This window comes from Wolbachia endosymbiont (group A) of Anomoia purmunda (assembly GCF_947251545.1).
GTDB lineage: Bacteria > Pseudomonadota > Alphaproteobacteria > Rickettsiales > Anaplasmataceae > Wolbachia.
On the sequence record NZ_OX366362.1, the window covers coordinates 1,145,451 to 1,159,373 of the forward strand.

Below are 13,923 nucleotides of genomic sequence, written 5' to 3' on the forward strand. Positions count from 1 at the left end.
ATATATTAACATTAGATGCTTCTTTTAATATACAGATAAATGTGTACTAAAAGTTTTATGTTGTAGGTTTTTAAATAAATTGTATCTCTAGAATATCGTTTTTATTGATCCTTATACTGGCAGTAGCAAGTTTACCAGTAATAAACAATTGGCTTTCACATCGCAGCCAAATGCTAAAAGATGATTATATAGGTGAGAAATTAGATAATTATATAAGTAGAAATTTTGATAAGATCGTAAAAACTCTCAAAGAGGAGTCGATTAAAAGTAGTTACGCTGCTCGAGATAATGTGGCCAAAAGTAAAATTTCACAATACAAGAATCAAATATTTGACCTTACTTATCCTTACTCCGGAAATGAAAATAGTAGTGTTGTAGCTGCAGGCTTCTTTGACTATTCTTGTGGATATTGCAAAGCTATGAAGAATGATATAAAGCAGTTAATTAACGACGGTAAAATTAAGTATATCTTTAGGGATGCTCCAATACTTGGTAATGACTCTTTAAGGGCAGCAAAAAGCGCTTTAGCTGTTTACTTTATTGATAAAGAAAAATATTTCGACTTTCACTATTCTGCTTTAAGTCACAAAGGAGGATTTTCAGACGAAAGCATATTGGATATAGTGAAAAGCATAGGGATTGATGAGGATGATTTTAATAGTTCCATGAAAAATAATGCAGACAAAATTGAGCAAATGATAAATGGCAGTAAGCTCCTAGTAAGAGATTTGGGAGTAGGTGGTACACCTTTTTTAATAATTGGGGATAGTCTGTTTGTAGGAGCAACTGATTTGAATGTATTACGCAAAAAAGTAGATGAATTAGTCACAAGCAAGGCTAGTTAAAGTTTGCCATAAAATTTTATTTTTTTGCTTGACAACTCAAATGAACCTGAGTATAGTAATTGTGGGTGTGACAGCAGTTTAAGGTATTATCTTAGTGGTCTCATCCACTTTCCATAGCGTCATTTACTATGTGAAACGCTTTCAAATTACAACATTTTCTTCAACCAAACTATTTTACTTTCACAGGAGGACATATGTCATTCACAGAAATTAGATTTCCAGAAAATATATCTTATGGTTCCACTGGAGGACCGGAATTTTCCACTGACGTTGTAACAACTCATAACGGTTGTGAACAGCGCAACATCAATTGGTCTCATGCACGCACTAGATACAACATAGCTTACGGGGTCAGATCAAACGAGCAGCTATTAGAATTAATAACATTTTTTCATGCACGAAAAGGTAAAGCAATATGGTTTCGTTTTAAGGATTGGTCAGATTTTATAGCCATTAATCAAAAGATTGGTATAGGAGATAACAAAAAAACGACTTTTCAGCTAATCAAAACTTATGTAAGTGGGGAAGATGGTATGAATAAGTATTGCTTGGTTGGAAGCAAGAGAAGATAATAACTTCTCAGAGTGGATAGGTGGCAGGTTGGATGTTTTTCTGAAGCACTTTCTGCCCAGGGAGTAGAAAGAAGACTTCGTGGGGGAGATTAACTGCCCCTGCCACCGAAAATCATCGTGAGGCTCACAAAATGTGATGACCTCGTATAGGAGTTTGGAACAACCGGCAATATTCTACTCTGATATATTGAAATATGCAATTGGAGGAAAAAATATGCGTCACATTGGAGTTGATTTACATACCAATAGTTTTACTGCTTGTTACTTACAAGAAGGGAAACCTGAGCATATTCAAACGTTTCGCTTAAAAGACTTGGATAATTTCACCAAAGATCTTCAAGAAACATATGAAGTAGCCATAGAAGCAACAGGTAACAGCTGTTTCTTTTATGATGCAGTTTCACCTTACGTTAAACGCATAGTAATAATTGCTCCTGGACAGTTTGAAGTTGTTCGTCGCTCTGTGAACAAAACAGATAAGCATGATGCGCGAGCTATTGCTTTCTTTCTAAGCAAAGATATGTTGCCTGAGGCAAGGTGCAAAAACAAACAATGCCAGCAGTTAGCTTCTCTTCTTCAAACGAGAGATCAGTTAGTAAAGTCACGGGTATCTTTAATCAATAAAGTTCATGGTCTTTTTAATTATCATGGAATAAAAATTAAAAAAGAAGTACTTACAACTAAAGTAGGATTTGAACGTGCTACTCAAAAGCATAATTGGGAGCCTTTAGAAAAAGTTGAAATTGAAGTGATTAGCTATCATTTAGAAGCTATCCGAGAAAGCCTTAAAAAACTTGAAAAGGAAATTATAGCTTTTGCTAAACAACTTCCTGGGTTCAGCAATCTTATCAGCATAAAGGGAATTGGTCCAATTTCTGCAGCTGTCTTTATTGCAACAATTGGAGACATTAATGATTTCCGTAGACCTGAGAAACTTACTGCATATTTTGGAGTTGTACCAAGAGTTTCTCAATCTAATCAGCAATGTACAATTGGAAGAATTACCAAACGAGGGTCAAAAATAGCGCGTACTTCTTTAGTTCAATGTACTTGGATTGCTGTACGTTACAGTCCTTACTTGAAAAGTTTTTATGAACATATAAAAAAGAAGCGTGGTTCTGCTAAAGCTATAACTGCTACTGCTAGGAAATTTCTTATAACTATTTTCTATACTCTTAAAAATGACTGGGTTTTTAAAGATTTCACAAAATTTGAAATTTCTACTGGACAATAATCATAGAAGTAGGGTTTATAGTTGATTGATGTAATAACTCAAAAGTTTGAAGTGAGCGAAGAAATAATTGGAAAGGTTAAGGAGAAGTGGGAAGAATATATGGACTAGACTTCTTGCATAAAAGCAGAAAAAGTTTGGCGTTTTTTGTAATGCCGCGATTAGTATTAACTGATAATTGTGATTTAAGTACGTCACAGTGCCCTTTTTTTTGTCATCCTATAGCTATACCGCCGCGGCGCTAACACGTAGTGGGATGACGGTTGTCAGGCTAGTACCTTCTCTTGTCATCCCAGTAGCCTCCTTCTCCTGTCATCCCAGTGCTCCTTTTTTGTCATCCCAGTGCCCAGACACTGGGATCCAGAAAACTTAATTTCAACCAAGTGGCTGCATAATAAAGGCTAGATCCCAGTGTCTGGGCACTGGGATGACAAAAAAGGAGCACTGGAATGACATCACAGGAGCACTGGGATAACACCATTTGTTATGTTTAACAAAGTTCGTACTTAGCTTCATGTTAGCCACAAACATTAAGAAATTTACCAAATGAAAAAAAAGGCAAAAGAAGCCCTGGGGTTATTATCCGCTTTAAAATATTGGCGTTTTTTATGTTTTAAACGCTTGACAAGCAAGATTAAGCTGCTTTTAATTGCAACTAACTTACGCTGCAAATGTTTAAGAAGTTTACTAAGCAGAAAAAAAGACAAAGAATCCCCGAGTTAGCTAGTCTTTTACTATCTCTGTCGAGTATTGGCACTTTTTGATGTCTTGTAACGCTTTATAAGCGCGTTCAGCTTATTTAGATAAAAATCTAGATGTAGATAAAGTTTTGTAAAGACATACAGTATCTATATACTGCAAAAAATTGAACATAAGACGCCGATACATTAAGTAATCCTTACCTTTTAATCTGCAGATTGGCGAAAGCAAATACAATAGCTTCACTGTCATGATAAGGGGGCTGGCAAACCTTGTAAAGTAATTTTTTCGTTTCTGTGAGCTACCTGAGTTTATTGACTTCATTAGAGCAAAAACTCTTGAGACCTAGGTGATAATTCTATCTAAAAGGATGCCAAAAAAGAGAAGCAACCCTACGTAGGAATTATTTTTAAATATGGACATGCATTGACTGGGATCGTCAGGATTGAAATTTTTGTATTGGCGGTGAAATATGAACCCTACAGTAAGTAGAGCAATATAAAAAATGTTATTTAATGATGATAAGATACCAGCATATAGCCACGCCATAAGAGATATTAAATAAAATCTTTTCAACCAAGATTTTGTTGTATCACCAAAATATAATGCGGTAGATTTCATTCCGAGTTTTTCGTCATCTTTTTTATCTTGATGAGCGTATATGGTGTCATAGCTAAGTGTCCAAAAGACACATCCTATATAAAACAGCAAGGATTCTATGCTGATCTGGTTTGTTATTGCTGCTGAGCCCATGAGCGATCCCATATTGAAGGTAAACCCTAAGAACAATTGTGGCCACCAAACGTAACGCTTTAGCAAGGGGTAGATAACTATCATGCACATTGAAATTATTCCAAGTATAAGTGTAGTCTTGTTAGTTAATAATAAGATTACCAGGGCAATAGACAGTAACAGTGAAAGTAAAGCCAAAGCCTGCTTTATGTTTAATGCACCACTTGCAAGTGGCCTATATTTTGTTCGTTCAACGTGCGCATCTATTTCTCTATCGAAGATATCATTGATTATGCACCCTGCGGGTCTCATTAAAAATGCACCTATAGTAAATAAAATAAGGAGAAAAAAAGCCTGATACGATAGAGAAGTTGAGGCTAAAAGAATACCGCTTAAGCTAGGAAATAGCGCAAGCCAAACAGGAGTTAAATTGTGCAACCTCATTAATGAAAAGTAATGGTTGAAATACATTAATTAAGTGTGATTATGTAATATTTTGCTTACATTAACAAAATTATCGAACGCTAAATCAGGCTTGAAAACTAACTCAGGTATAAATCGCAAATCAACATAACACAATATAGATTTACGTATTGACCATGCAGACTGGTTCATTTCATTAACAACAGTGTTAATATCACAATTATTCTCAGAAGGATCTCTAGTGTGTGACCACATGCCTTTTTCTGGATCTGAATAGTCAGCTACTTGAATATTCAATGAAGATAACACAATATATACATCTGCTTTTTTCAAATCTTTACTTAATTTTACGTCAGATACCGCTACATTTTTATTGAACACCTTACCTTCCATTAGGACTCTTGATATTGCTCTATGCAATACCGATGCTATTTTTAGGTTTCTAATTTCCTTTTTCATATCCAGCTACTATAACACCCTTTCTTCTTGCACTAATTGATAAGCTTCTAAAATATCTCCAACTTTAATATCGATATTACCTTCTAGTGATACTCCGCATTCAAAGTTTACACCTACTTCTTTAACATCATCTTTAAATCTACGTAGTGCTTTTAACTTTCCTTCATGCACCAATTTGCCACCACGCACTACCTTGATTAAAGAATCTTTTCTTATGACTCCATCACTTACGTAACATCCAATGATATTACCAGCTTTAGATACGTTAAATATTTGCCTCACAGATGCAAAGCCAACACGAACCTCTCGTGTAACAGGCTTTAACATTTTAGTTAAATACATTCTCATGTCGTCAATGAGCTCGTATATTATGTTATAAGTATGTATTTCTACACCTTTTTGTTTTGCCAAGTCCCTTATTTTTGAGTCCACTTTTACATTAAAAGCTAAAATTACTGCACTTGATGCTTCTGCAAGCAGCACATCTGAATCTGTTATCCCTCCTACTGCTTTGTGTAGGATATTTAATTTCACTTGGTCTTTACCGAGTTTATCAATTGAACTTGATATTGCTTCAATAGAACCAGTTACATCGCACTTTAAAACTACAGATAGTTCTTCTGTTTCGCTGTTATTACGACTGAATATATCTAAATTATTGTCGCCCAAATCTTCTTTCTTTTTCTTGATTAACTCTAGCCTGTATTCAACAATTTCACGCGCCTGCTTTTCAGAATTTACAACAACAAATTTATCTCCAGCATTTGGCACACCATTTAGACCAGTAATTTCAATTGGAGCGGAGGGTAGTGCTGCTTTTTCTCTTTGACCAAGGTGATTAACCATACTACGTACTTTGCTGTATGTTGTACCAACTACCAATATATCACCAACCTTTAACGTTCCTTCCTCAACTATCAATGTAGCTGATATTCCTTTCGCTTTATCTATTTTGGATTCTATTACCCATCCAAGTGCTCGACAATCTTCTATTGCTTCTAGCTTCATTAATTCAGCGATTAACAAAATCGCCTCTTCTAGTTTATCTAAATTAGTTTTCTTTTTTGCTGATACTGGCATAATCATAACATCACCACCAAGCTCTTCAGGAATGAGATCATATTGAGGCAAACTATTAATTATTTTTTCTGCATCACCAGGCTCAGATTTATCAATTTTATTAATAGCAACTATAATAGAAACATTTGCTGCTTTTGCATGATTTATTGCTTCAACTGTTTGTTTCATGATTCCATCGTCAGCTGCAACTACTATTACAACTATATTAGTAATATTGGCACCACGTGCACGCATCGCAGTGAACGCTTCATGTCCTGGTGTATCAATAAAGGTAATTTTTTGCTTATCTTTTGTCGTTATTTGATAAGCACCTATGTGTTGAGTTATGCCACCTGACTCTCTTTCTGCAACATTAGATTCACGAAATGCATCGAGCAATGAGGTTTTACCATGATCGACGTGTCCCATAAAAGTGACGATTGGTGGTTTAGGTTTTTTAGGCAGGCTTTCTCTGCCTTCTATAAAAAATAAATCTTTTTCTCTGTTGGTATCGCTCACTCGTTTAGCCGTATGATTAAATTTTTCCACTATTTCACATGCTATATCTGGATCCACCAGATCATCTACTCTATAACTCTCACCGACTTCTTCTTTAAACATTTTTAGCACACTCTTGCTATCTTCTGCCATACGAATAGATAACTCCCTGATAGTTATTTTGTCTGGTATAATAACTTCTCTTGATATATTTTTACCCTTGATAAACTTTGACTTTCTACTTCTTATACCAAATTTTTGCTTAAATACAGGGGGTTGTTCAGTTTTTTCATCTATTGCCTGTGCAATTACCAGTTTAGAATGCTTAGAATATATATCTTTGTTGACTTTAGAAGACTTTTTATCGTCGCCCTCATAGTCAATATTATCTTCTTTTAGTTCAACTAAGTGAGTATCACTTAAAACTTGCTTATTTATTTCTTTAGATAAAGTGTCCGCTTCATTTTTCTCGTCAATCTCTTTATTGCTGTCTTCTTTTGCTGTTTTCTCTTTTTCTTCTCTCTGATTTTTTTCTTTCAGCAAAGCAGCATTCTGCACAGCATTAATACGGAAAATTTGTTCTTTCTCTGTTAAAGAACCTAATTTGCTCTCGTCAAATAAATTATGTTCTTCTGCATCATGAGATTTTTTTCTTCTTTTTTTTACTATTGTAGCTCCGGTACTTGGGCTAGTTGAAGAGTTTAAATTGAGGTCTAATTTAAGCTTGCTTAAGCCTTGGAGCGTTAATTTTTTATTACTGATATCTTCATTATTCATATTATTTTATTATATTAACCCAAGCTTTTTACGTGCTTCTATGATTATTGAGTCTACTGTATCTTTTAGATTTTCTGAATTCATCTTATTATCAACTGAGGAAGAGAGTATGCTGCAAAACTCATAACTTGATAAATCTGCTATGTCCTCTAAAGTCTTAATATCATGTTTACTAAGAGCAATTTTATTGTCTATTGATAAAGTTAAATTGATTACATCATCTTCCATACCTAGACTTTTTAGCTCTTCTATTTTTCTATCATTTTCTGCTTTCAGATACTTGTTTGCTCTATTGTGAAGTTCGTTTGCAATATCCTCATTAAAGCCCTCTATTGAAGCAAGCTCTTTAATTGAAGCGCTGGATATATCTTCTACGCTTGAAAAACCTTCTGTCACCAATAGCTGACCCATAATCTCTTCTAAGTTTAAAGCTTCAGCAAATAAAGCTGAACATTGACTAAGTTCTTTACTTCGCCTTTCTGATTCTTGCTGAGTGCTTAATATCTCAATTTTCCATCCAACAAGCTCTGAAGCTAATCTTACATTCTGGCCCTTTTTTCCTATGGCTAAACTCAATTGATCTTCAGCAACTATTAATTCTATGCAATTTTCATTTTCATCAATAATAACCTTCGATACTTCTGCAGGAGTAATGGCTTTAATAACAAATTGACCCAAATCTGAGGAGTAATTTATAACGTCAATTTTTTCACCATTTAATTCGTGTATAATAGTTTTTATTCTATCTCCCTTAACTCCAACACAAGCACCTACTGGATCAATGTTCTTGTCAGGAGAGAAAACAGCAACCTTAGACCTTGAGCCGGCGTCTCTAGCTATACCTTTAATTGTTACTAACCCATCAGCAATTTCTGGTATTTCTTGATTTAATAATGCCTCTAAAAAGCCTTCATGAGTCCTAGAAAGAATAATTTGACGTCCATCATCAGAGCGCTTAACAGTCTGTATATAAGTTTTAACCTTGTCGCCTTCACGAAATGATTCACCACCGGTTAAATTTCGTAATGGAAGATATGCCCTAGTGCCATTTATGTCTATAATAAGATCTGAATATTCTACTTGTTTAACAATACCATACCTTATTTCTCCCACCTTATCTTTAAATTCCTCATATTGCTTTTTTGACTCTTCATCTTTAATTATTTGAGCAATCTTTTGCTGGGCAATTCTTGCTGAAGCAAGATCAGTGTTAAGAGAGAGTAATTCACTAACAGTATCTCCAATTTTTGCATCTCCTTTTATTAATTTAGCTTGTGTCAGCGTAATTGATTCATACTCAGTATTCTCTTCTCTATTTGATTCGTCATCAATAACTTTTAGTTTTCTGTATGAAGTAACTTTGCCTGTGTTTCTATCTATATTAACTACGATTTTACTTTTGCTACCATATTTTTGATAAGCCACTGCTTCTATAGCACTTTCTAGTGCCTTTATTACAACATCAAAATCTAAACCTTTTTGAAGTGAAAGCTCTCCTGCTGTTTTTATTACATCAAGGCTTCCAACTATGTTATTTTTGTTACTTTTCTGCTTAACACTGCTTTTACGATTAGCAATCATAATAAATAAATCCAATGTAATTAGTTATAATTATAGCTCCAACGGGCAAAGAACACTATCTTAAATGTTAAATGATTGCTAACTTAAGTCAAGTTTTTTCATGTCTTTGTATAACAAGCAACGCAGGAGTAAAGAATAAAGTTAAAACCGTTGCAGCCAATATTCCACTTGCTATGGTTGTTGAAATGTCAACCCACCACTGGCTTGATGGAGCATCATATGTGATTTGTAGCGTAAAAAAATTGATATTTAACCTGGTAATCATCGGTATTAAACCAAGAACTGTGGTTGCAACGGTAAGCAATATTGGCCTAACGCGAGAAATTGCAGCGTTTATTACACATCGCTTGATGTTGTTTTTGTGTACCTTAATTTGATGATGAAAGGCATCAAGCAATAGTATGTTATTATTCACTATAATTCCTGCCAAAGCAATTATCCCCACTCCACACATAACAACTACGAAAACTTGTTGGATAAGAAAGAAAACAAAAAACACACATGTTGTGGATAAAAACACTGCTGTCATTACGATAAATGTATGGTATACATTATTAAACTGTGTCACTAATACCAATATCATTAGTGTAATCGCTAATATAAAAGCCTTTAACAAAAATGCTCCTGATTTTTGTTGATCTTCTTTGTCGCCTTTAAAATCAATTTTTACTCCCTTGTCCCAATCCTGGGCAATAGAATTCTGAATGAACTTTACTCTTTCATCAGCAAGATAGACAGTATCAACGTCAGCAGAGATTGTCACTGTGCGTGATCCATCAATCCTGTTTAGTTTGTTTACCTTTTTTTCGGGAGCATATTTTACTATATTGCTCATAGGATACGGGCCGTTAACTGTATTGATAAAAAGATTGTCTATAGTCTTCATGTTGCGGTCCTTTCTGGGGAAACGGAGTACAATATCGATTTCTTCATCCGTATTATTTGGTCTATATTTTCCAATCAACACTCCATTTGTAACCATCTTTATAAAATCGCCAATGGTTGCAACACTTACTTCAGAACTTGTAGCCTTACTCTTATCAACACTCATATTCCACTCTATTTCAGGTGCTGATCTGCTATCTTGAATATTTATAAATCCGGATGAAGGTTGGTTCATAATTTCTAGAATTTTCTCTGCTGCTAAATTCAAACTGGATACACTCCCGCTGAGGTTAATTTGTATTGGCTTGTCAGCCGACGGTCCTGACTTTTCCTCTTGAACATTAATTATTATTCCTTTCATGTCTTGCACACTGCTCCTTATATCATTTAGTATGTGCTTAGCTTTGCGCCTGAAGCGCCAATCCATAAGTTCTAGTTGTATTCTGGCGATAACGTTGTCTGAAAATGCTCCTGATCTAGCATAAGAAACATGAATTTCTTTTTCAATGCTCAAAATGCGTTCTTCCACTTCTTTGAGTATCAGATCTCGTTCTTTGGCTGATAAGCTTTCTTTTGCTTTAACACTGATTAAAATATTATCTGAATCCACTTTCGGAAAAAACTTTACTCCAGGGCCAAAAGTAAAGTACAGCACACTAAATGAAAGCAAAACGAATACAGTAGCACATACGAATTTTTTAGGATGATCCAAAACCTTCTCTAGCATGCGTACGTAAGCTCTTATTATAGGCCCAGCATTTTTTATTTCACCACTTTCTATAGCACTCATTTTTTTTATTTCTTTTTTTGAAGTTATCGAAGGCTTACCAAATATTGCACCAAGTGTTGGTATAAAAACCAAAGCCATAATGAGCGATCCAGTCAAAGTTAGAATTATTGTAATTGGTATGTACTGCATGAATTTACCAACAGTATCAGGCCAGAATAATAGAGGAAAAAACACTGCTAATTTAGTTAATGTTGATGATAGAACCGGATAAAACATATCACGAACTGAAGTGTAAAAAGCTTCTACTTTGTCCATTCCGCAGATCATCTTTCTATCGGCATATTCGCTGATCACAATTGCATCATCAACCAGCATGCCAACAGCCATAATTAAACTGAAGAGCACAACGATATTTAAGGTTATACCCATAAAGTAAAGAGCTATTATCCCAATGAGAAAGGAACCGGGTATCGAGAGTGCCACAAGAATAGCAATCCTTGTTCCCATAGAAAGCATCATTATGATCAATATTAACAACACAGCGAATATTATGCCGTTTTCCAAGTCATCAAGCACATCGCGGACGTTTTTTGACTGGTCGTTTAAGTACACCACTTTTAAATTTTCAGGTAATTGATCTTTTGCCTTATCCATTAAGTATTTTACTTGATTTACTGTGTCTATTATGTTTTTTCCGTTACGTTTTGAAATTTCTAGCACGATACTAGGTAATCCATTAATGCGAGCAAACCCTTGGTGATCCTCAAACCTAGGGTATACTTTTGCTATATCTTTGATTCTCAAAACTGCATCGCCTTGAGATCTAATAGGAATATTCATAATATCTTCTGTATCTTTTAGTAATCCTGATATTTTAATCGAATATTTACCGGTGTCATTTTCCAGTGATCCAGCTCCCACTAGTCTATTATTGCTTGATATAGCTTGGAATATTTCGTTTGATTGAATGTTATATTTTGTTAGAACTGTGGGCTCAATTATAACTTCCACTGTTTCTTTACGCATACCTGCCACTTCAACTTTGAGAACATTTGGCAGAGATTCTATTTCTTTCTTTAACTTGCGTGCTATTTCAGTTAAGGCTCTTTCTGGCAAATTACCAATTAAGCCGACATTGAGTATCGGAAATAAGCTCAAGTTTATTTCATTGATTATCGGAGATTCCGCTTCAACAGGTAACTTCGATTTTATGTTTGAAAGCTTTGAACGGACATTATCGAGCACTTCTTTATTATCATACTCTGTTCCAAATTCGAGTATCATGTGAGCACCATCATTAGTTGCAAAAGCTCTCAATTCTCTTACACCTTCGATGGATCTTAGTTCATTTTCTATAGGAAGCACTAATAGCTTTTCACTATCTTGAGCAGAAATCCCAGGAAGTCCAACAAACACGCTGATTATAGGAATCTGTATATCAGGATTGCTTTCCCTTGGCATTTTTACATAAACGTATGAACCGAAGATAAAAATTACTATAAGTAATAATACCACCGCCCTGTTTCGCTCTATGAGTAAGCTCTGCATGTTGAATGTTAGCTGAATATGTGCGTTTGTACAACATTATAGTCGAGATACATTGCATATTAATTAATCCTTGTGTAGCTTTAAAACTTTACGCAAATAATTAAAATTTTCGCAAAATTGCAAGTATAAGAAAATTTCTGTATAATAATTCTAGAACAGTATCTGAGAGGTTATTATGGTGGCAATTCTAAATGTAACAAAAGGCAAAAATAAAGTTATTGTGTCTGGATTAGCTGGAGCTTTATCAGCTTTAATATTTTTAACAGCAATCCACATTGCCGCAAAGATAGCCATTATCGTTTCTGCTGCTGCAGTTACTTACTTATTACTTTCGCTGATTCATAAAATAAGAACTAAAAAAGAACAGCCTGCTGAAATTACTGGTGTTTCAGGAGATAAAGTTTCAGAAGATGAAGGGTATAGCAGTGTTGATGAAGGTGAAGAAAAAGATACCGTAAAAGAACCAAAAAGAACTGAAACTGAGCTAGAAGAAGAATTAAAAAATAAAAGAGCAGAAGAAGAAATGAAAAATGGACTACCTAAACTAAACATATGGATTTCAAAGGTAATTCACTTTCTGAAAGCGCTGATACTAAAGATAGTCATTCCGTTTCTAGTGCTACAAATATTGTTATGGAACCTTTACCTAAACACATGGATGCGCTTGGTAATCCACTTCCTGAAAGACCAAGTGCAAATATTAGTATAGAATCTAAACCTGAGAGAAAACTATCTGCTGCAGACTTGCTATTACAGTATGGTAATGTAAATAATGATGTGAGAAAAGTGCTAGAATGGCCAATTACCTCAAAGGAGTTTAATGGGTTAGGGTTTAACAGGTAGTTGCTATATCAAACTCTCCATCTTATATTGAGGATCAGATGCAATGCCATACACTCTATTTGGCGGAGCAATTTTGTTCTCTATACCAAAAACTATACCTTCAATTATTGCTGTGAGTACTTCTTCAAGGTTACAATCTGCTCCAGGAACACGGTGCTCTAGGCGGCATCTTTTGGAATCGTTGCCAAAATAGGGAATTCTTATCGCAGCAGTTCTGTTATTTACCCCCCAACTAATCGTAGTTGGAGTGTGAATATCCGGGTACTGAAATCTTAAATATGAATCGTCATTTGGAGCAAAAAACAACATATGTTTTTTCATCATTGCACATAATCCGCCAATACTGTGAATCAGATAGTCACTGTACTTTTGCTCATTGATATAAAATAAGTTATCGTTATTTGAATTCACGAAATTAACATGCACATTTAATGCACTGCCTGCTCTATCCAAATAGGGCTTTGCTTTAAAAGAAACATTTCCACCTAGTTTTTGTGCTGTTTCAGTAAGTGATTGTTTTGCTAACTCAAAATGCTTAATTAAATTGTCGAAGTTCTTGTAACAACCACTTTTTATCTCATATTGATGTGTAGAATTCTCCTTCTCGCAAGAAAATTCAAGAGATGCTATTTTATTTTTGATGCTATTCAGAAATAAGTATTCTTTTTCTATTCCTTCAATGTAAAACTCTAGTTCAATACCGAATACAGCATAACAACTCAAATTACTTAATATAATCATAAATTTGCTTTAGTAAATCTATATTAGGTTAGCTATATTTATATGAATACTTTACTTATTTGCCAGTAAATTTAACATCTTATTTATACATAATGTATTACTGTTTTTAATAGCATGCTTCTAATCCTCGATACAAGCTACATTTACAAATTTTTCATTTTTTTGAAATAAAAATGATCAATTTTAGTGTTTTTATACCCTTTACAACCCATCAAAAAATCACCATAATTTTTAGTATGTATTAAGTAGTATTAGCTTTTCATTTTGCAGTAATCTATTGATTATCTTATATTTTTCTAA

The 13,923-nt window shown here is 34.4% G+C and carries 9 protein-coding genes and 2 pseudogenes; 4 read left to right on the forward strand and 7 right to left on the reverse strand.

Annotated elements, in window-relative coordinates; translation table 11 throughout:
- Positions 1–83: 83 nt before the first annotated feature.
- From OPR57_RS05995 to OPR57_RS06005, 3 genes and pseudogenes are all read left to right on the forward strand, one after another.
- A complete protein-coding gene (locus tag OPR57_RS05995; protein WP_265037580.1) occupies positions 84–845 on the forward strand; it encodes a DsbA family protein in 762 nt (253 codons plus the stop codon).
- A 194-nt stretch (positions 846–1,039) separates the two neighbouring features.
- Positions 1,040–1,375, forward strand: a pseudogene (locus OPR57_RS06000) (phage distal tail protein, Rcc01695 family); the annotation flags it as partial.
- A gap of 256 nt (positions 1,376–1,631) precedes the next feature.
- Complete coding sequence (locus OPR57_RS06005) at positions 1,632–2,651, forward strand: IS110 family RNA-guided transposase (RefSeq protein WP_265037507.1); 1,020 nt, start codon at positions 1,632–1,634, stop codon at positions 2,649–2,651.
- Between the two features lie 372 nt (positions 2,652–3,023).
- On the opposite strand, the gene OPR57_RS06010 is transcribed toward OPR57_RS06005, so the two are convergent.
- From OPR57_RS06010 to OPR57_RS06035, 6 genes are all read right to left on the reverse strand, one after another.
- Positions 3,024–3,173, reverse strand: coding sequence for a hypothetical protein (locus OPR57_RS06010; protein WP_265036276.1), 150 nt, complete (start codon positions 3,171–3,173; stop codon positions 3,024–3,026).
- Between the two features lie 519 nt (positions 3,174–3,692).
- On the reverse strand, positions 3,693–4,550 hold the full coding sequence (gene ubiA, locus OPR57_RS06015; RefSeq protein ID WP_265036277.1) for a 4-hydroxybenzoate octaprenyltransferase: 858 nt from the start codon (positions 4,548–4,550) through the stop codon (positions 3,693–3,695).
- A 3-nt stretch (positions 4,551–4,553) separates the two neighbouring features.
- Complete coding sequence (locus OPR57_RS06020) at positions 4,554–4,961, reverse strand: ribosome-binding factor A (protein WP_265036278.1); 408 nt, start codon at positions 4,959–4,961, stop codon at positions 4,554–4,556.
- Positions 4,962–4,970: 9 nt separating this feature from the next.
- The gene (gene infB / locus OPR57_RS06025) at positions 4,971–7,295 is read right to left on the reverse strand and encodes a translation initiation factor IF-2 (RefSeq protein ID WP_265036279.1); all 2,325 of its coding nucleotides are present in this window, start codon (positions 7,293–7,295) and stop codon (positions 4,971–4,973) included.
- A 9-nt stretch (positions 7,296–7,304) separates the two neighbouring features.
- Positions 7,305–8,876 carry a transcription termination factor NusA gene (gene nusA, locus OPR57_RS06030; RefSeq protein WP_265036280.1) on the reverse strand — a complete coding sequence of 524 codons (1,572 nt, stop codon included), beginning with the start codon at positions 8,874–8,876 and terminating at the stop codon, positions 7,305–7,307.
- Between the two features lie 88 nt (positions 8,877–8,964).
- Positions 8,965–12,039 (reverse strand): efflux RND transporter permease subunit, encoded by a 3,075-nt coding sequence (locus OPR57_RS06035; protein WP_265036281.1) that lies wholly within the window; start codon positions 12,037–12,039, stop codon positions 8,965–8,967.
- A 175-nt stretch (positions 12,040–12,214) separates the two neighbouring features.
- On the opposite strand from OPR57_RS06035, the pseudogene OPR57_RS06040 reads away from it, so the two are divergent.
- Positions 12,215–12,882 (forward strand): annotated as a pseudogene (locus tag OPR57_RS06040) (hypothetical protein).
- A gap of 3 nt (positions 12,883–12,885) precedes the next feature.
- Here OPR57_RS06040 and OPR57_RS06045 read toward each other — a convergent pair.
- Positions 12,886–13,623, reverse strand: a complete 738-nt coding sequence (locus tag OPR57_RS06045) for a type I glutamate--ammonia ligase (RefSeq protein WP_265036283.1) — start codon at positions 13,621–13,623, stop codon at positions 12,886–12,888.
- Positions 13,624–13,923 lie beyond the last annotated feature (300 nt).

Bases quoted from the DNA above. Each gene is read 5' to 3' on its own strand.
- OPR57_RS06035 (WP_265036281.1), bottom strand. From the start codon at position 12,039: ATGCAGAGCTTACTCATAGAGCGAAACAGGGCGGTGGTATTATTACTT.
- OPR57_RS06045 (WP_265036283.1), bottom strand. From the start codon at position 13,623: ATGATTATATTAAGTAATTTGAGTTGTTATGCTGTATTCGGTATTGAA.
- OPR57_RS06005 (WP_265037507.1), top strand. From the start codon at position 1,632: ATGCGTCACATTGGAGTTGATTTACATACCAATAGTTTTACTGCTTGT.
- nusA (WP_265036280.1), bottom strand. From the start codon at position 8,876: ATGATTGCTAATCGTAAAAGCAGTGTTAAGCAGAAAAGTAACAAAAAT.
- OPR57_RS06020 (WP_265036278.1), bottom strand. From the start codon at position 4,961: ATGAAAAAGGAAATTAGAAACCTAAAAATAGCATCGGTATTGCATAGA.
- ubiA (WP_265036277.1), bottom strand. From the start codon at position 4,550: ATGTATTTCAACCATTACTTTTCATTAATGAGGTTGCACAATTTAACT.
- infB (WP_265036279.1), bottom strand. From the start codon at position 7,295: ATGAATAATGAAGATATCAGTAATAAAAAATTAACGCTCCAAGGCTTA.